17 protein-coding genes are annotated in these 18,886 nt (G+C 62.2%); 8 read left to right on the forward strand and 9 right to left on the reverse strand.

All coding sequences use genetic code 11. From position 1 onward, the window contains the following. Positions 1 to 63 precede the first annotated feature (63 nt). From ACIPL0_RS18465 to ACIPL0_RS18495, 7 genes are all read left to right on the forward strand, one after another. The gene (locus tag ACIPL0_RS18465; protein WP_400601864.1) at positions 64 to 1,083 is read left to right on the forward strand and encodes a Gfo/Idh/MocA family oxidoreductase; all 1,020 of its coding nucleotides are present in this window, start codon (positions 64 to 66) and stop codon (positions 1,081 to 1,083) included. A gap of 320 nt (positions 1,084 to 1,403) precedes the next feature. After that, a complete protein-coding gene (locus ACIPL0_RS18470) occupies positions 1,404 to 1,616 on the forward strand; it encodes a hypothetical protein (RefSeq protein WP_400601862.1) in 213 nt (70 codons plus the stop codon). A 60-nt stretch (positions 1,617 to 1,676) separates the two neighbouring features. Beyond that, a complete protein-coding gene (locus ACIPL0_RS18475) occupies positions 1,677 to 2,606 on the forward strand; it encodes a sugar ABC transporter substrate-binding protein (protein ID WP_400601860.1) in 930 nt (309 codons plus the stop codon). A gap of 83 nt (positions 2,607 to 2,689) precedes the next feature. Continuing rightward, a complete protein-coding gene (locus ACIPL0_RS18480; RefSeq protein ID WP_400601858.1) occupies positions 2,690 to 4,258 on the forward strand; it encodes a sugar ABC transporter ATP-binding protein in 1,569 nt (522 codons plus the stop codon). A 60-nt stretch (positions 4,259 to 4,318) separates the two neighbouring features. Further along, on the forward strand, positions 4,319 to 5,341 hold the full coding sequence (locus ACIPL0_RS18485; RefSeq protein ID WP_400601856.1) for an ABC transporter permease: 1,023 nt from the start codon (positions 4,319 to 4,321) through the stop codon (positions 5,339 to 5,341). Between the two features lie 436 nt (positions 5,342 to 5,777). Continuing rightward, the gene (locus ACIPL0_RS18490; RefSeq protein WP_400601854.1) at positions 5,778 to 6,182 is read left to right on the forward strand and encodes a TraR/DksA family transcriptional regulator; all 405 of its coding nucleotides are present in this window, start codon (positions 5,778 to 5,780) and stop codon (positions 6,180 to 6,182) included. Positions 6,183 to 6,494: 312 nt separating this feature from the next. Beyond that, positions 6,495 to 7,973 (forward strand): T6SS phospholipase effector Tle1-like catalytic domain-containing protein, encoded by a 1,479-nt coding sequence (locus tag ACIPL0_RS18495; protein WP_400601852.1) that lies wholly within the window; start codon positions 6,495 to 6,497, stop codon positions 7,971 to 7,973. Positions 7,974 to 8,235: 262 nt separating this feature from the next. Here the strand turns inward: ACIPL0_RS18495 and ACIPL0_RS18500 are convergent, their stop codons facing one another. After that, the gene (locus ACIPL0_RS18500) at positions 8,236 to 8,472 is read right to left on the reverse strand and encodes a DUF2789 domain-containing protein (RefSeq protein WP_400601850.1); all 237 of its coding nucleotides are present in this window, start codon (positions 8,470 to 8,472) and stop codon (positions 8,236 to 8,238) included. Positions 8,473 to 8,811: 339 nt separating this feature from the next. Here ACIPL0_RS18500 and ACIPL0_RS18505 point away from each other — a divergent pair, with 339 nt between their 5' ends. After that, entirely contained in the window at positions 8,812 to 9,279 is a 468-nt protein-coding gene (locus ACIPL0_RS18505) for a hypothetical protein (RefSeq protein ID WP_400601848.1), read from the forward strand. 28 nt (positions 9,280 to 9,307) lie between these two features. Here ACIPL0_RS18505 and ACIPL0_RS18510 read toward each other — a convergent pair whose 3' ends face one another. From ACIPL0_RS18510 to ACIPL0_RS18545, 8 genes are all read right to left on the reverse strand, one after another. Then, positions 9,308 to 11,443 carry a TonB-dependent receptor gene (locus ACIPL0_RS18510; RefSeq protein ID WP_400601846.1) on the reverse strand — a complete coding sequence of 712 codons (2,136 nt, stop codon included), beginning with the start codon at positions 11,441 to 11,443 and terminating at the stop codon, positions 9,308 to 9,310. A gap of 307 nt (positions 11,444 to 11,750) precedes the next feature. Beyond that, positions 11,751 to 12,140: a DUF2946 domain-containing protein gene (locus tag ACIPL0_RS18515; protein ID WP_400601844.1), complete on the reverse strand. Its 390-nt coding sequence runs from the start codon at positions 12,138 to 12,140 to the stop codon at positions 11,751 to 11,753. 221 nt (positions 12,141 to 12,361) lie between these two features. Continuing rightward, positions 12,362 to 12,721, reverse strand: a complete 360-nt coding sequence (locus ACIPL0_RS18520) for a Na+/H+ antiporter subunit G (RefSeq protein WP_400601842.1) — start codon at positions 12,719 to 12,721, stop codon at positions 12,362 to 12,364. Then, positions 12,718 to 12,996, reverse strand: coding sequence for a K+/H+ antiporter subunit F (locus tag ACIPL0_RS18525; RefSeq protein WP_400601840.1), 279 nt, complete (start codon positions 12,994 to 12,996; stop codon positions 12,718 to 12,720). Before ACIPL0_RS18525 ends, ACIPL0_RS18520 begins: the two co-directional genes overlap by 4 nt. Then, the gene (locus ACIPL0_RS18530; RefSeq protein ID WP_400601838.1) at positions 12,993 to 13,481 is read right to left on the reverse strand and encodes a Na+/H+ antiporter subunit E; all 489 of its coding nucleotides are present in this window, start codon (positions 13,479 to 13,481) and stop codon (positions 12,993 to 12,995) included. The genes ACIPL0_RS18525 and ACIPL0_RS18530 overlap by 4 nt, the downstream gene beginning before the upstream one ends. Further along, entirely contained in the window at positions 13,478 to 15,157 is a 1,680-nt protein-coding gene (locus tag ACIPL0_RS18535; protein ID WP_400601836.1) for a monovalent cation/H+ antiporter subunit D, read from the reverse strand. Before ACIPL0_RS18535 ends, ACIPL0_RS18530 begins: the two co-directional genes overlap by 4 nt. Next, a complete protein-coding gene (locus ACIPL0_RS18540) occupies positions 15,154 to 15,498 on the reverse strand; it encodes a Na+/H+ antiporter subunit C (protein WP_108237088.1) in 345 nt (114 codons plus the stop codon). The genes ACIPL0_RS18535 and ACIPL0_RS18540 overlap by 4 nt, the downstream gene beginning before the upstream one ends. Continuing rightward, positions 15,498 to 18,434, reverse strand: a complete 2,937-nt coding sequence (locus tag ACIPL0_RS18545) for a monovalent cation/H+ antiporter subunit A (RefSeq protein ID WP_400601834.1) — start codon at positions 18,432 to 18,434, stop codon at positions 15,498 to 15,500. The genes ACIPL0_RS18540 and ACIPL0_RS18545 overlap by 1 nt, the downstream gene beginning before the upstream one ends. Positions 18,435 to 18,886: the final 452 nt, after the last annotated feature.

Below are 18,886 nucleotides of genomic sequence, written 5' to 3' on the forward strand. Positions count from 1 at the left end.
CGCCAGCAAGCCGGCTCCCACAGTTGCAAGCATTCATCCAGAAAAGTGGATAGAGGGGTTGATATGAAAATCGGACTCATCGGCTACGGCAAGGGCGGGCGTTATTTCCATGCGCCGCTGATCGCCAGCATGGCCGGCGCCACCTTTGCCGGGGTGGTGACACGCTCCCCCGAGCGTCGCGCGGAACTGCGCAACGATCATCCCAAGGTGCCGGCCTTCGACAGCCTCGCCGATCTGGTCACCGCTGGCGTCGATGCCGTGGTGATCTCCACGCCGTTGGCCTCTCGCCGCGAACTGATTCTGCAAGCCATCGAGCTGGGCGTGCCGGTGGTCAGCGACAAGCCCTTCGCCCCCGATGCACAACAAGCCCAGGAACTGGTCGATGCCGCAGAACGCCGTGGCGTATTGCTCGGGGTTTATCAGAACCGTCGCTGGGACTCGGATTTCCTCACCGTACGCAAACTGATCGATCAGGGTGTGTTGGGCGAGGTCAGCCGTTTCGAATCGCGGGTCGAGCGCTACTCGCCGTCGTCGGTGGGCAAGGAAAGCGGCGGCGGCATCCTCCGCGATCTGGGCAGCCATCTGGTGGACCAGGCGCTGTTGCTGTTCGGCCCGGTGACGCGGGTGTACGCGGAACTGGAATTCGCCACGCCGACACAAAAAGTCGATCACGGCTTTTTTGTCTCGTTAACCCACGCCAATGGCGTGATTTCCCACCTGTGGGGCAATTGTCTGCAAAACGCCAAGGGGCCGCGCTTCCGGGTCAATGGCGCCCAGGGCTGCTATACCGTTGACGGGCTGGACGGTCAGGAGGACGCGGCGCTGGCCGGCCTGTCGCCAAAATCCGAGGGGGATCGCTGGGGTGTCGAGGAGCATCGACGCTGGGGCTGGTTCGAGCAGGGCGAGCACCGCGAACGGGTGCCGTCCGAGCGCGGTTGCTGGACCGAGTTCTATCGGCAGTTGCAGGAGGCGGTGATGAACCGTGGCCGCAACCCGGTGGACGCGCGGGATGCCGTGGCCTCGGCGAAGATCCTCGATGCGGCGCGGGTCAGTGCGTTGCAGGGCAGGGTGGTGAGTCTGTAACGGTTTAACCGATCCCCGTGGGAGGGAGCCCTGCTCGCGAAGGCGCAGGATCAGGCAACGCAGTGGTGTCTGATCCGGCCTCTTCGCGAGCAGGGCTCCCTCCCACAAGGGGCCGTGTGGCATCCATGAATCGCGTGCAAAATGCGCTAGAAAAACAAAATAGAAATAAATTCTAAAATTTGTTGAAGTAGAAATTATTTTCCAATAGAGTCATTTCCAGGTTGCCGACTATCGACGTCGGTCCGCTGTCGGAATCTTCAGACAACGGGCACGGCGAGCGACACAAAAACAAGAACGCCAACAGTAGACAGGTACCGTCGATGAACATCCTTAAACATGCCGTCCAGGCTTGCCGATCCGCATCACGTTCCCCTCTTTTCGTTTCCCGTATCCGCCCCGCTTTCGAGACCGCCATTGACCGTTCGCTGCACACCGCCGCCCGTGTGCTGTGCGTGGAAAGCCACGGGGTGATGACCGCCGGCCCGTCGTCGGCTTCGGTCGCGCATCTGACGAATCACCGCAATACCCAGTGATCACCCGCAGTCGTTAGCCAATTCACTACAACAACAAAAGAATTTGGAGAAAGACCGTTCATGAACACCAAGCTCCGTTTTACCTCTCTGGCACTGGCCCTGATGCTCGGCAGCGGCGCCACCCTGGCGGCCGATCTGAAAATCGGCGTGGCCATGTCGCAGTTCGACGACACCTACCTGACCTACATGCGCGAAGACATGGGTAACAAGGCCAAGGCCATGGGCGGCGTCGATCTGCAATTCGTCGACGGCCGCAACGATGTGAACAAGCAGCTCGATCAAGTGCAGGAGCTGATCGGCAAGAAAGTCGACGCGCTGATCGTCAACCCGGTCGACACCGCTGCCACGGCGCGCATCACCAAGGCCGCCACGGCTGCCGGCATCCCGCTGGTGTACGTCAACCGTCGTCCTGATGATCCGAAGCTGCCGGCCGGTGTCGCCTCGGTGACGTCCGACGACAAGGAAGCCGGCCGGCTGCAGATGGAGTACCTGGCGAAGAAAATGGACGGCAAGGGCAGCATCGTGATCCTGCTGGGCGAGCTGTCGAACAACTCCACCCGCGACCGCACCGAAGGGGTGAAGGAAGTCCTGAAGAAATACCCGGACATCAAGATCGCCCAGGAGCAGACCGGTGCCTGGGGGCGGCAGAAGGGCATGGACATCACCAACGACTGGTTGACCCAGGGTCGTGACTTCTCGGCGGTGGTTTCCAACAACGACGAAATGGCCATCGGCGCCGCCATGGCCTTGAAACAGGCCGGCAAGAAACAGGGTGACGTGCTGGTGGCCGGTGTCGACGGTACGCCGGACGGCCTGAGCGCGGTGAAAAAGGGCGACCTGACGGTTTCGGTGTTCCAGGACGCCAAGGGGCAGGGCGAAGGCTCCATCGACGCAGCGGTGAAGATGGCGAAGAAGGAAGCGTTGCCTGAACAGGCCATCGTGATTCCGTTCAAGCTGATCACCCCCGACAACGTCAGCACCTTCAAATAACGTTCACATCACGACAACTGACCGGACGCAGAGCCCGGCCCGCCGGGCCTCTGCATCCGCTGTCACTTGAGGAGCCTGTGACCATGTTCGCTTCAGCTACTGCTTCGACTGCCGGCAGAACCGACGCAACCCCCGAGCTCGCGGTCAGCGCTGCCGAGCATCCTTACCTGCTGGAAATCAGCAACATCAGCAAAGGCTTCCCCGGTGTGGTGGCGCTGGATAACGTGGAACTGCGCGTGCGTCCCGGCAGCGTGCTGGCGCTGATGGGCGAAAACGGCGCGGGCAAATCGACCCTGATGAAAATCATCGCCGGCATCTACCAGCCCGACAGCGGCGAGATCCGCCTGCGCGGCAAACCGGTGGTGTTCGAGACGCCGCTGGCGGCCTTGCAGTCGGGCATCGCGATGATTCACCAGGAACTCAACCTGATGCCGCACATGAGCATCGCCGAGAACATCTGGATCGGCCGCGAGCAGCTCAACAGCCTGCACATGGTCGATCACCGCGCCATGCACCGCTGCACCGCCGAGTTGCTGGAGCGGCTGCGCATCAACCTCGATCCTGAAGAGCAGGTCGGCAACCTGAGCATCGCCGAACGGCAGATGGTCGAGATCGCCAAGGCGGTGTCCTACGACTCCGACGTGCTGATCATGGACGAGCCGACCTCGGCCATTACCGAAAAGGAAGTGGCCCACCTGTTTTCGATCATTGCCGACCTGCGGGCGCAGGGCAAAGGCATCATCTACATCACCCACAAGATGAACGAAGTGTTCGCCATCGCCGACGAAGTGGCGGTGTTTCGCGACGGCGCCTACATCGGCCTGCAACGCGCCGACAGCATGGACGGCGACGGGCTGATCTCGATGATGGTCGGCCGCGAACTGACCCAGTTGTTCCCCGAGCGGGAAAAGCCGGTAGGCGAGCTGTTGCTGTCGGTCCGCGACCTGTCACTGAACGGTGTGTTCGACGGCGTGTCGTTCGACCTGCATGCTGGCGAAGTGCTGGGCATCGCCGGGCTGATGGGCTCCGGGCGCACCAACGTGGCGGAAACCATTTTTGGCATCACCCCGTGCAGCCGGGGCGAGATTCGCCTGGACGGCGTGCCGATCAATGTCACTGATCCGCACTTCGCCATCGAGAAGGGCTTCGCCCTGCTGACCGAGGATCGCAAGCTGACCGGCCTGTTCCCCTGCCTGTCAGTGCTGGAAAACATGGAAATGGCGGTGCTGCCGCATTACGTCGGCAAGGGTTTCGTGCACCAGAAGGCCCTGCGCGCGCTCTGTGAAGACATGTGCAAGAAGCTGCGGGTCAAGACCCCGTCGCTGGAGCAGTGCATCGACACGCTGTCCGGCGGCAACCAACAGAAAGCCCTGCTGGCGCGCTGGCTGATGACCAACCCGCGGGTGCTGATCCTCGATGAGCCGACCCGTGGCATCGACGTGGGCGCCAAGGCGGAAATCTACCGACTGATTTCGCTGCTCGCCAGCGAAGGCATGGCGGTGATCATGATTTCTTCGGAACTGCCGGAAGTGCTGGGCATGAGCGATCGGGTCATGGTCATGCACGAAGGCGAACTGATGGGCACCCTCGACCGCGCCGATGCGACGCAGGAGCGGGTGATGCACCTGGCATCGGGAAACGCCGTGCACTGACGACAGGCTGGCCGACGACCCGTTGCCGGGTCGCAACAAGAACAAGAGGCAGGTATGAAAATGAACGCGATACTGGAAAACAAACCCGCTCTGGCCCCGAACCGGCACAAGCGCCGGATGCCCACGGAACTGAGCATCTTCCTGGTGTTGATCGGTATCGGTCTGATCTTCGAGGTGTTCGGCTGGATCGTTCGCGATCAGAGCTTCCTGCTCAATTCCCAGCGTCTGGTGCTGATGATTCTGCAAGTGTCGATCATCGGTCTGCTGGCCATCGGCGTGACCCAGGTGATCATCACCACCGGCATTGACCTGTCGTCCGGCTCGGTGCTGGCGCTGTCAGCGATGATCGCCGCGAGTCTGGCGCAGTCCTCTGACTACACCCGCGCAGTGTTCCCTTCGCTGACCGATTTGCCAGTGTGGATACCCATCGTGGCTGGGCTCGGGGTCGGTCTGCTGGCCGGGGCCATCAACGGCAGCATCATCGCCATCACCGGTATTCCACCGTTCATTGCCACCCTCGGCATGATGGTGTCGGCCCGGGGCCTGGCGCGCTTCTACACCGAAGGCCAGCCGGTGAGCATGCTCAACGACTCCTATACCGCCATCGGGCAGGGCGCCATGCCGGTGATCATCTTTCTGGTGGTGGCGGTGATCTTCCACATCGCCCTGCGCTATACCAAGTACGGCAAATACACCTACGCCATCGGCGGCAACATGCAGGCGGCGCGCACCTCGGGGATCAACGTCAAGCGCCACCTGGTGATTGTTTACAGCATCGCCGGCCTGCTGGCGGGGCTGGCCGGCGTGGTGGCATCGGCACGGGCCGCGACCGGCCAGGCCGGCATGGGTGTGTCCTACGAGTTGGACGCGATTGCCGCTGCGGTGATCGGCGGTACCAGTCTGGCTGGCGGCGTGGGGCGGATTACCGGTACGGTGATCGGCGCGCTGATCCTCGGCGTGATGGCCAGCGGTTTCACCTTCGTCGGCGTCGATGCCTACGTGCAGGACATCATCAAGGGCCTGATCATCGTGGTGGCAGTGGTCATCGACCAGTACCGTAACAAGCGCAAGCTAAAACGTTAAACTTGCCGTTCATCGAAAAGGGCCTTCATTGGCCCTTTTTGTTTTTGCCACAGGCGTGAACCGAATGGACGATGGCCGGTCAGACAACCCCTTCAGGCGTTGTGATGACGTGTTGCCTGATCTGTCGCTATCGCGAGCAAGCTCACTCCTACAAAGGTGCGCGCATGATTGTAGGAGCACGCTTGCCCGCGATGACGAGGGTGGGGTCCCCCACAAATGGTGCGGAAGACAACGTTTTCGGCCAACGCTTACGGGGTTTTGGGGGCTTGTTGGGCGATTTCTGTTCAATTATGTTGCCGAGTACGGAACCCGGCCTTAGACTGCCGCCCCTCGTAAATTGAGTGCCAGGTGGCGCTTGGAGAGCATGGCGCTTTTACGGTGACGTCAAGGCGCTCCTTTGATTCGCCTTAACGCACGTTTTTTTATAGAGAAATCAATGACCAAGGAAAAGTTGCTGGCGATGCCGGCCGATGACTACATGAACGCCGAGCAGCACGCTTTCTTCATTGAGCTGCTGCAAAACATGAAGGTGGAAATCCACGAGCGCATCGAGCAGAGCCGAATTGCCATCGAAAGCCTGGACACCCCGGCCGATCCTGCCGACGCCGCTTCCGTGGAAGAAGAGCGTCACTGGCTGGTGAACGTGATTGACCGTGACCAGCGCATGTTGCCGCAGCTGGAAATGGCCCTGACCCGGATTGCCGAAGACACCTTCGGCTGGTGCGACGACAGCGGCGAGCCTATCGGCCTTAAACGCCTGCTGATCAGCCCGACCACCCGCTACTGCATCGAAGCGCAGGAGCGTCACGAACAGATCGATCGCCACCAGCGTCAGATCTGATTCTCTGGATCGACTGCCCTCACCGGGCAGTCGATCGGTTTCCCGCCCGGTTTTCCCGCTGCTGTGCGCAATGCCAGACAGATCGCAGTTTTTTTACCCTTTCCGACAGACAACGATGTCCGGGCTGTACAGCACCATTGTGCTGTTGTAAGGCTGTTTTCTACTTGTTGTTTATGTGTCCTAAATATCGGTGGGAAGTTTCTGAAGTTCCGTTCTGCCTGTTGACGCTGGGGTCAATACATCATTCTGTGAAACATATTTCCGAATATTTAACTGTTCGGGTGTTAATTGTGTTCACAGGTGGTTTTTCAAATGACAGCACTACACCGTTCAACCCGGAGCTCAGGCTCTGCGGCCGGTGCGCTGGGCGTTACAGTGCGGATCGGCATATTTTTCGACGGAACCGGAAACAATCGTGTCAACAGCCAGATTGGCGCCGATTGTCAGGCCATGGCAGAGATTTACAACCATGCACATATCAAGGAGTGCGGCGGTCGGCACAGCGACCCCAACAGCAGTTACAGCAATGACTTCACCAATATCGCCCGATTGGTAACGCTTTATCGGCAACAACCCAAGGCGATCAATCGGGGCGAGGGGTTCAAGGTATACGCCGCCGTCTATGTCAGCGGCGCCGGTACCACGTCCGGTCGCCGTGATTCGGTGTCGGGGCTGGGCTGGGGGCGAGGGGCGACCGGTGTGCTGGCCAAGGTGTCGCGGGCGGTAAAAAAGATCGCCGAGGTGCTGGCGGGGTTCGAACAGGACAATCCGGGGTGCGTGATTGCCGCTCTGGAACTGGACATTTTCGGCTTCAGCCGAGGCGCCGCATCGGCCCGCCATCTGGCCAACGAAGTACTCAAACAATGCCGTGGCGCAATGGATGCGGTACTCGATCAGCGCAAGTTGCCACTGGCTGCGGACTTTTCCTGGGGCAATGGCAGCGTCCGGCTGAAGGTCATCGGCCTGTTCGATACCGTGGCCGCTATCGGCGGCATCGCCGATCTGGGCAATGTGCGCGACAGTGTGAATTCCCGGGTCAACCTGTACCTGTCGCCCGGTTGTGCGCAACAGGTGCTGCATCTTGTGGCGGCCGACGAGCACCGGCGCAATTTCGCCCTCAACAGTGTGACGCCGAGTTGGCCAAAGGAAATCGTGCTACCGGGTAGCCACTCCGATATCGGCGGTGGTTATCACCCTCAGGCCCGGGAAAAGGTCGCGCTGACCCGGCCGCGGCGCAGTCTGGTCAGCGTGGGTACGCCGTTCGATGAAACCGAGGTGTGGTTGCAGACCCATGCCGACCTCGCCGATGTCGACGGCCAGCACTGGCTCGACGCCGACGATGCCAGCGCCTCGATTGCGGTGGAGTGCGTGGAGCGCATGGGGCAACGCAGTCATGGGGTGAAAACCGTGGTAGCCAGTGTGGTGCTCGAACGTCAGGTGTTCGGGCATCTGTCACGGGTCTATCTGCGGGTCATGCATGCGCTGGCCCTTGATGAAGGGGTGCCGTTCGAACCAGTGCCGGATACCCCGGAGTTGAGCCTGCCCGCCGAACTGCAGGACATCGCGCTCAAGCTGGTGGCGTTCGCCCGTGGCCGTGGCGAGCCGCTGAGCGACGCTGAAATGCAGATGCTGTACCGGCGATACATCCATTGTTCGTCGCACTGGAATCGCACTCTGTTCCGCCGCGGAACCCTGGCCGAGGTGCTGTTTGTGCATGCCCCGGCCCGGAATGGGCGGGAGATGTTTTTCAATATGGGCCAGACGCAAGGGGCGCCGCCGTTATCCCTGTAGGAGCGCGCTTGCCCGCGATTGCAATCGGTCTGAGACACATTGATTGACTGACCCAGCGCATTCGCCGGCAAGCCGACTCCCACAGGTTTTGTGGTGGGGTCAGAATTTTTGCCCGAGACTGAACTCGTAGGAGCCGGCTTGCTGGCGAACCCGTCAGGTCAGACACCACAAGGTTGACTGATCCACCGCGTTCGCCAGCAAGCCGGCTCCTACACGGTTATGGCGGGTTCAGGATATTTGTCGTACGCCCGCTCCCACCGATTTACCTGTGCGGGTGCAACAATGCGTTCAGTTCATCCACAACCGGCGCCCAGTCGGCGTCTTCGCGCAGTTCTTCCTTGAGGAAGCGCGCCTGTTGCGGCGTCCAGAAATCGGCTTCGGACACTTTCACGTTTTCCGGCAGCGCATGTTTGTCGACGAAGGCATCGATACTGGCCTGATCCGAAGCAAGACCCAGTTGTTCAAACAGTGTCACCAGTGTCGGGGTATGCAGTTCCATATCTGTTCCTCCTCGGGCGCGTGGCCCGCATGGGCGTGGGGAGTTACAACTCTGTGCTGCATGTGAGTGTCTGGCAAGGCCGGGAGTTCTAAATATCGGCGTTAACGATTCAGCGCGTGTTTTTCGGGCACAGGTGCGGACTGCATACCGTTTCTGCCCTGGATTCGTGTACAAAAAACAGCGATTCAACGGACGAAAGGTATATATCCCGTATAGACTCTCAGCCGGTAGAATCCTTGCCCATGCCAGCGCCCGGCATCCGGGGCGCACCGTTTTCTCGTTTTTTCCTTGCCTGGCCTCGACGCCGGGCGAGCTCATATCAGGTTGGGAGTTGGTACATTGGCAGTCAGTAATCTGGATACCCATGCGTTATTCGTGCTCGGGGATCTGCGCGCGAAGTTGGTGAAACAGTTCCAGGCACGTTTCGTTTATGTCATCGAGCAATCCCCCGAAGGCGTTTACATGTCCGAAATCGACACCGAAAGCGCTCTGGTGGTCGATGACAAACCGCGTCTGGAACTGAAAGTCGGCGATCACTTCCGCGCGGCGGTATTGCCGAGCCGTGAAGGCGGCAAGTTCGAAATCCGTTTTCGCGAAATCAAGATGACCGTCTACGGTCTGGGCGAATATGCCTTCGTCGATGTGCCGGAAGGCCACGGCATCGTTTTCAAGGAATCCAACAGCGTGTTCATGGTGTTTGCCGCCCATGAGCAGATCCAGCTGGGCCTGAGCAAGGTGCTCAAGGCCGCGACCGCCAAGGCCGCCAAATGGCGCAAGGGCGAACTGGCGTTCAAGGCCAGCGAGTGATACGCCGGCCCTGAACGGCTGTGTCGCGTCAGAAGCGCGTCTGCACGGCCAGTTCGAAGGTGCGCGGTTCTCCCAGGTAATACGCCGGTGAGACGTGGGCGAAGCGAGCGTAGACCTCGTCGGTCAGGTTGCGCACGCGCCCGGTGATCGATGTGTGGTTATCCACCTTGAAGGTCAGAAAACTTCCGTACAGCGTGTACGACGGTACGGTCTGAGTATTGGCATTGTCGGCGTAGACCGACGCCACGTAGCGCGCATCGATGCCACCCTGCCAGGCCGGAGAAAAATCGTAGGTCAGCCACAGATTGCCGACCCGCTCCGGCACGTTGGTTGGCGTATTGCCCTTGCGTGACACAACCACCCCGGCGGCGTTCTTTTCGTTGAACTCGTCGTATTGCGCATCGACCCAGGCAAAATTGCCTTCCAGCAGCAGTCTCGGCGTGAGGTGCAGCGAGCTGGCCAGCTCCATGCCGTGGGAAGACTGCTGACCGACCGGAATGCTCAACGTCGGGTCCTGCGGGTCGGTGACGGCGAAGTCCTTGCGCTCGATGGTGTAGGCCGCCACGGTGGCCGAGCCGCGCCCTTGCAAATAATCGAACTTGCTGCCGATTTCCCACTGTTTGCCGGTGGAAACGTCGAAATTCTGCGTGCCGTTCGGCTGCTCGGCGGCGGTGCTGTACTGCACATAGACGTTGGCCTGGGGCAGGAATTGCCAGGTCAACCCGGCACGCCCGGTGACAGGCTGCCAGTCGCGGCGCAGGTGACGCGGGTTGCTGGCAGTGATCTCGCGGTGGTTGGTCACGTCCAGGTCGATATCGTCGTAGCGCAGCCCGGTTACCAGCGACAACTGTGGCGTGAGGGCCAGACGGTTTTCCACGAAAACCGCTCGGGTGGTCACTTCGTTGGTCTTGTCCTTGACGAAGCCCTGGCGGGTGCCCGGCAGATCGTAGAAATGGCCAGGATCGAAATGATCCGGATCGACACTGTTGGGCGCCGTCACGTTCCATGGATTGTTGGTGGTGCTGTTGATCTTGTATTCGAAACCGCCGGCCCAGGTGGTCGGCAGGCCCAGCCATGTGCCTTCATGACGCAGTTCGAACTGATCACCGCCCTGAGTACCTTCGTGCCGCACCAGGTAGGCGGTCGAGCGGTTGATCGCGCTGTTGTCGGCGTTGTACTGGTAGGTTTCCAGGTTGCGGTAATCGCGCTGGCTGTCCAGGTGATACAGCGTGTTGCGCAGGGTGGTGGCGTCGTCGAGGCGGTAATCGATGATCGAGCGCACCCAGCGCGTGCGCTGTTCGTACAGGCCGTCGTCGACGTTGTAGTTGCGAAAGCGGTTGTGCCTGTCGATCTTCAATTCGCCGGCCTTGGGGTTGAGCACCGGCGTGCCCCAGTACGGGCTGTCCTCGTGTTCGTCCTGGTATTCCAGCGCCAGGGTGTGGGACAGGTTCGGCGTGATATCGCTGAGCAGGGAAAACGCCACGTTCCACGCATCGTTTTCCTGACGGTCGATGTAGCCGTTGCTGGTGCTGTGGCTGATGTCCAGCCGGGCGTAATGCTGCACCTCGGCGGTCGGGTCGCTGAGTGCGTGGTTGACGCCGAAGGCAGTCTGCGTGGTGTCGAAGCTGGCGTAGCTGACCCGGCCTTCGGCGTGCTCTTCGTCGCGGCTGGCGAGTTTGGTCACGTAATTCAGCGAGCCGCCGACCGAGCCCGCACCGTTCATCAATGACGACGGGCCGCCCAGCAACTCGACCCGGTCATAGATCCAACTGTTCACCGGCCGCGCCAGACCGGTGGCGACGTTGATGCCGTTGAACATCTGCGTCACCTGGCTGCTGGTGAAACCGCGATAGGAAATGAACCCGCCAAAGCCCGGCGGCGCACTGGCGTTGACGCCGGGCAGGAAGTTGGCCGCGTCCTGAAAGTTTTCCGCGCCGTGACGTTCGATGTCGGCGCGACTGGCCACGGCAACCGAAGCGGGTGTTTCGCGCAGGCTCAGGCCGAGGCGGGTGGCACTGGCGGCCTGTTGTTCGAGGTTCAGCCCGGTGGGGGCGGCGCTCTGTTCGTCGTTGATGGTGACGGGGGCCAGGTCGATGGCCGATTGTGCGTGGACGAGCGGAGACAGGCCGCCGATCAGACCGGCGAGCAGGGGGATACGTTTCATGGTGAAAACCTGAAATGAGGTCGAGCGGAACCCGGTTTTTCGGTGTGTGCAGCGCGCGCCTGTAACGGCGCTTCTGGAGACGCCGAACTGATCAGCCAATACCAGTCCCAATGTGGGAGGGAGCCCTGCTCGCGAAAGCGTCGTGCCAGTCGATACTGTGGCGTCTGACTTGACGCCTTCGCGAGCAGGGCTCCCTCCCACAGAGATTGATGTCTGACTTTTCGTCGGTGTCGCCAAAACGATATCCACGGGAAATCGCGGCGTTCACGGCATCCGGAAAACGGGTCGATTGAGTGCTGGAGTCAGATCAGGCGAAGGGCGGCGCGCGTGGATGGGCCGCAGGCCAATGGAAGGCCGGAGGGATGTCGAGGGAGGCCACCACCGCAGGCGGCGGGCTGTGTTGCTCGGGGAGGATGGCCAGGGTCAGGCTGGAATTCAGCGCCGGCCCCATGCCGCCGGTCGAGCACAGCGGGCAACCGAAGGCGGCGGACAGCGTCGGCAGCTTTTGCTCGCCGGGCTTGAAGGCATCGACGGTCTTCAAGGCGCGGCCATCGGTGGAACAGACTTCGCCGCCGATACCGTTGAGCTGCATGCCGACCATCTGACCATGACCGATGCTGCAGGCGAACACGTTGAACAGGACGCAGCAATAGAGCATCCATGCAATCAGGTGTCGGTCTGAACGGGCCATTTTCATGGCCGGGGAATGTAACAGAAGTTTTACGATGGACGGGGTGCGACAAAGTGGCGCAAGTGGGTCAGGCCCGCCAACCAATCTGTAGGAGCCGGCTTGCTGGCGAACCCGTCAGGCCAGACGCTGCAGCGTTGACTGATCCACCGCATTCGCCAGCAAGCCGGCTCCCACGGCCTGCGGCCAGAATCAAAAGCAGCGTGCAGCCGCTGCTGTCGATTCCGAAATCAATGCCCCTCCCGCGACCCTTCGCTCACCTCTGGCGGCACGTCGGCATCGCCGGCCATGCGCTTGCGAAACAGACCGGTGCGCGCCAGCAGCAGGGTGGTGACCGGTACGGTCACGGCCAGCAGGATCGGAATCAGCCACGCGTGCAGGACCACGGCTTCTTTCAGCGCAGAGAAGTAAAGGATCGACGCCAGCGCCACGCACCAGGCGCCGAGGGTCGAGGCCAGCGCCGGCGGGTGCATGCGCTGGAAAAAGTCCTTCATGCGCAGCAGCCCCAGCGCTCCGATCAGCGCGAACAGGCTGGCGAGCAGCAACAGCAGGGCGACCAGCGCCTCGACCCACATCGGCAGGGCATTCATTCGATCACCTCGCCACGCAGGAGGAATTTGGCCAGGGCGAACGACCCGACGAAGCCGAACAGGGCAATCAACAGCGCCGCCTCGAAGTAGGTGTCACTGGCATAACGGATGCCCAGAACCAGCATCATCAACATCGCCAGGACGTACAGGTAATCCAGCGCCAGCACGCGGTCCTGCGCCGAGGGGCCTTTGAACAGGCGGATCAGGGTCAGGACCATGGCGATGGCAAAGACGAACAGACTGAACAGAATCGTGTTGGCGAGCAGCTCGCTCATTGGAAGATCTCCATCAACGGGCGTTCGTAGGTGGTCTTGAAGTGCTCGATGAAACGCGCTTCGTCATCCAGATCGAAGACATGCATCAACAACACGCTGCGATCCAGCGCCAGCTCCGACCAGACGGTGCCGGGCACCACGGTGCAGACCATCGACAGGGCGGCCAGGCCGTGGGCATCGCGCAGGTCCAGCGGCACCTTGACGAAGGCCGAACGCGGCGGTCGCTGGCCGGCACGCAACACGCCCCAGGCCACTTGCAGGTTGGAAATCAGCACGTCGTGACCGACCCGGAAAAACAGCTTGATCGCCACTAAAGGCTTGCCCAGCCGTGCGGGTTGCGGGCGCAGCGGCGCGAACATCAGCGGGGCGAGGAACGCCAGCAGGGCGCCGAACAGCAGATTGCCCGCGCTCAGCGACAGGTTCAGCAACAACCACAACCCCCACAGGGCCAGCGACAACAGTGGCGCGGGAAACAGACGCTTCATGGCTGCACCTCCACGGCGGCGGTGTCTGGCCCCGGCACCGGACGCGCAGCGGTGACCGACAGCACGTACTGCTGCGGGTCATGCAGCGCCTGGGCGGTGTCCTGGGTGTAGCGCAGCAGCGCCTGGGCCTGGAAGGTCAGCACGATGCAGGCGCCCAGCAGCAGGACGATGGGGATGCATTCGTTGAGGCGCAGGGCGGGCGACGGCCGCTCCTGAGGCGTCCAGAAACGCTTCATGCCAACGCGCACGAAGGCGAACAGCGACGCCAGCCCGGAGATGATCAACAGCGCCACCAGCGTCCAGCTGTCGCCACGAATCGCTTCGTCCTTGGCGACGTCCAGCCCCAGCGGGTTGAGCAGGGCGCTGATCAACGTCAGCTTGCCGAGAAAGCCCGACAGCGGCGGCATGCCGATGATCAGCAGCGCGCAGACAATGAAGCTCAGGCCGAGAAAGGCCATGGTCCAGGGGATCACCTGGCCGACCACGGCTTTCTGTTCGTCGTCGAGGTTGGTGCCCGGCACCGGGTGCAACGACTCCAGCGCCTTGGGCAACTGGTCGGCGTCGTCTTCCAGAGCCAGGTCGTTGGCCGAGCGCGAGCGTTCGACCAGTTCGGCCAGCAGGAACAGCGCGCTCAGGGCCAGGGTCGAGCTGACCAGATAGAACAGCGCGCCGGCGGTCAGGCTCGGCTGAGCAAAACCGATGGCCGCCAGCAGGATGCCCGCCGACGCCAGGATGCTCAGGCTGGCCATGCGCTCCAGACGCTGAGCGGCGACCACGGAAATCGCCGCCACCGCCAGTGTCGCCATGCCGCCCCAGATCAGCCAGTCACCGCCGAAGAACGCCGAGGCGCCAGCCTGCCCGGAGAACAGCAGCGTCCACAGGCGCAGCAGGGTATAGGCGCCGACCTTGGTCATGAGGGCGAAGAGTGCGGCCACCGGCGCACTGGCTGCCGAGTAGGCCGGCACCAGCCAGAAGTTCAGCGGCCACATGCCGGCCTTGGCCAGAAATGCCACTGCCAGAATCGCCGCGCCGGCATGCAGCAGGCCCAGATCTGCCTGCGCGACCTGTGGAATTTTCACCGCCAGATCGGCCAGGTTCAGCGTGCCGGTGACGCCGTAGATCAGCGCTGCGCCGATCAGAAACAGCGACGAAGCCAGCAGGTTGATGGTGATGTAGTGCAGGCCCGCCGACACCCGCGCGCGTCCCGATCCGTGCAGCATCAGGCCATAGGAAGCGGCCAGCAGCACTTCAAAGAACACGAACAGGTTGAACAGGTCGGCGGTGAGAAAAGCGCCGTACAGGCCCATCAATTGAATCTGGAACAGCGCATGAAAACTGGCCCCGGCGCGGTCCCAGCGGGCCAGGGCGAACAGCAAGGCACAGAAGGCGACGATGCCGGTCAGCACCATCATCAGCGCCGACAGGTGATCGACCACCAGCACGATGCCGAACGGTGATTCCCAGTTGCCCGGCAGGTACACGCCGATGGCGCCGGTGGTGCCGGTTTTCTGCACCCACATCATCAGGGTGACGGCGATGCCCAGGCCCAGCGCGGTGGACAGCAGGTTGATCCGCGCTTTCAGCGGACGGTGTCTTTCCCCCAGCCACAGCATCAGCGCGGCGGTCAGTACCGGCAGCAGGATCGGCGCGACGATCAACTGATTCATCACACTCATTCACTGCCCTCCCGGCCGTCGACATGGTCGTTGCCGGTCAGGCCACGGGACGCGAGCAGCACCACCAGAAACAGCGCGGTCATGGCGAAGCTGATGACGATGGCCGTCAGCACCAGCGCCTGGGGCAGCGGGTCGGTGTAATTGAGCAGGTCTTGCGGCACGCCGTCCTTGATGATCGGCTCCTTGCCGATGAACAGGCTGCCCATGCTGAAAATGAACAGGTTGACGCCGTAGGACAGCAGGCACAGGCCCATGACCACCTGAAATGTCCGGGGGCGCAGGATCAGCCACACACCGGAGGCGGCGAGCACGCCGATGGCAATCGCGATGACTTCTTCCATCACAGGGCTCCTTGTGAAGAGGTGGGGGCGGCTGGCTCGACGGGCTGTGGCAGCGAGGTCGGCCGATGGGCGCGCACCGACTGGTGAGCCAGCGCGGTGAGGATCAGCAGGGTCGAACCGACCACCACGGCGTACACGCCGATGTCGAAGAACAGCGCACTGGCAATGTGTACGTCGCCCAGCAGCGGCAGGTGCAGATGCGCGGTGTGGGTGGTCATGAACGGATAACCCAGGGCCATCGAACCCATGCCCGTCGCCAGGGCGAAGAACAGACCGGTGCCCATCCAGCGCAGCGGTCGCAGGCTCATGTGCGCCTCGACCCACTGCGTGCCGGCGACCATGTATTGCAGGATGAACGCCACCGACATCACCAGCCCGGCGACAAAGCCGCCCCCCGGCTGGTTGTGGCCGCGCATGAACAGGTACATCGACACCACGAAGGCCACCGGCAGCAACCAGCGCACCAGCACCGCCGGCACCATCATGAAGCCCAGTGCGGTGTCGGTGGCATGGCGCGGGTTGACCAGATCGGTCACCACGTCCCGCGCCAGCAGACGCTGCTGCGCAGGCAACAGGATGCTTTCCTTCGGCGGGCGGAAGCGTCGCAACAGGGCGAACACGGTCAACGCCACCACCGCCAGCACGGTGATTTCGCCGAAGGTGTCGAAGCCGCGGAAGTCCACCAGCATGACGTTGACCGCGTTGGTGCCGCCGCCCTCGCTCAACGCGCGGCTCAGGTAAAACTCCGAGATCGTGTTGGGCGTTGGTCGGGTCAGCATGGCGTAGGAGAGCAGCGCCATGCCGCCACCCACCGCCACCGACAGAATGAAGTCGCGCACCCGGCGAACCCGGGCGCGATTGCGCGAGCGGATTGGCGGGGCGACGTTTTCGTTACGCCGTGGCAGCCAGCGCAGGCCGAGCAGAATCAGCACCGTGGTGACCACTTCCACCACCAGTTGGGTCAGTGCCAGGTCCGGCGCCGAGAACCAGACGAAGGTCACGCAGGTCATCAGGCCACAGACGCCGACCATGGTCACGGCCGCTAGGCGGTGATACTTGGCCTGCCACGCCGCGCCGAGGGCACAGGCAATCGCGATCAGCCAGAGCATGACGAACACCCCGGAACCCGGAATCTTCGGCCGGTCGCCCCAGGTCAGTCCGCCGTCGTACATCGGCACGAAACCGGCGACGACGGCGACGAACACCATCAGAAACAGCTGCGCCTGCAGGCGGCGGGTGGTCAGCAGTTGTTCCAGGCGACGTGCCGAGAGCATCTTGATCACCAGCACGCGCTCGAACAGACGCTTGCCGTTGAGGCGCCACATCAACGGCGGGCCGACGAAACGCTCACGACGAAACGGCCCGCGCAGCAGCAGATAAAGGGTGATACCGGCGGCCATGGCGATCAGGCTCATGACCATCGGCGCATTCAGACCGTGCCAGATGGCCAGGCTGTATTCGGGCAACGTGCCACCCACTACGGGCTGCGCGGCGGCAGCCAGCAAAGGCCCGACCGAGTGCGCCGGAAAGATGCCGACGATCAGGCACGCCAGCACCAGCAATTCCACCGGCACACGCATCCAGCGCGGCGGTTCGTGGGGCGTGTGCGGCAGGTCGGTAGCCTTCGGGCCGAAAAACACATCGACGGTAAAACGCAGCGAGTAGGCGACGCTGAACGTCCCGGCCACGGTGGCGATCACCGGCAACGCCGCTTCGACCCAGGCGGTGGAGGTGATGAACACGGTTTCGGCGAAGAACATTTCCTTGGACAGGAAACCGTTGAGCAGTGGCACACCGGCCATGGCGGCGCTGGCGACCATTGCCAGGGTCGCAGTGAACGGCATCAGTTTCGCCAGCCCGCTGAGCTTGCGGATGTCGCGGGTGCCGCTTTCGTGGTCGATGATCCCGGCGGCCATGAACAGCGACGCTTTGAAGGTGGCGTGGTTGAGGATATGAAACACCGCAGCGACTGCCGCCAGCGGGCTGTTCAGGCCCAGCAGCAGAGTGATCAGGCCGAGATGGCTGAGGGTCGAGTAGGCCAGAAGGCCCTTGAGGTCGGTCTGGAAAATCGCCGCGTAGGCGCCGATCACCAACGTACAGGCGCCGGCACCGCTGACGATCCAGAACCACTGTTCACTGCCGGACAACGCCGGCCACAAGCGCGCCAGCAAAAATACCCCGGCCTTGACCATCGTCGCCGAGTGCAGATACGCCGACACCGGCGTCGGCGCGGCCATGGCGTGGGGCAGCCAGAAATGGAAGGGAAATTGCGCGCTTTTGGTCAGTGCGCCGAGCAGGATCAGGGTCAACAGCACCGGATACAGCGCGTGGGCACGGATGACATTGCCAGCAGCCAGCACCCGATCCAGGTCGTAACTGCCGACCACATGCCCGAGCAGCATCACCCCCACCAACAAGGCCAGGCCCCCGGCGCCGGTGACCATCAACGCCATGTAAGCGCCCCGTCGAGCATCGGCGCGGTGGTGCCAATAGCCGATCAACAGGAACGAGAAGACGCTGGTCAACTCCCAGAAAAACACGATCTGGATCAAGTTGCCGGACATCACCAGCCCCAGCATCGCCCCCATGAACGCGAGAAAAAACGAGAAAAACCGCGGCACCGGATCGTCCGGCGACATGTAATAGCGCGCATACAGCGACACCAGCGTGCCGATGCCCAGTACCAGCATGGAGAACAGCCAGGCGAAGCCATCCAGCCGCAGCGAGAAATTCAGGCCCAGGCTCGGCAGCCAGAAAAACTCCTCGCGAATCACCCCGCCGTGAGCGATCTGCGGATACCAGAGAGCAACCTGAACCGCACCGGTCAGGGCAATCAGACCGGCCAGAATGGATTCGGCGTTACGCGCATTGTGCGGCAACAACGCCGCCAGACAGCTGCCAATGAACGGCAGAAGCAGTAGAACTATCAGGGACATAGGCTTCTAATCTGCAAAAAAATGTCAGAAATCATACGTGTCGGGGTGTGTCATCACCAACCGCGAAGATGTCGCAGGATCCTACAAAGATGGTAGGCAGCAGCGTAGTTGACATGGGGGCGGAGGGTATCGGACGGGGCTGAGGTTACCTACGGACGACAGCAGTTTGCCTGACATACCGCCTTCGCGACCCTCGCAAACTCGGATCCCTCCCACGGCCTTCGGCCAGAATCAAAGGCAGATGGCACACACCGGCCCGTAGCAGTCCGGCTTGCCGGCGGTGGCGTCCGTGAAATCGCAACCGCTGGCAAGCCGGACACAGAGCTTTTGATCTTGATCTTGGGGTCCCGTCCCAGCAGGCCGAACGCAGGCGATGCGCAGTGGGCCGAGCGGCATGGATGCCGCGAGAGCCGCGTGGGCCATGGATGGCCCATTCGCGGCGGGCCCACGGA

Source organism: Pseudomonas sp. NPDC090208, from assembly GCF_044746785.1.
In the GTDB taxonomy this organism is placed as follows: domain Bacteria; phylum Pseudomonadota; class Gammaproteobacteria; order Pseudomonadales; family Pseudomonadaceae; genus Aquipseudomonas.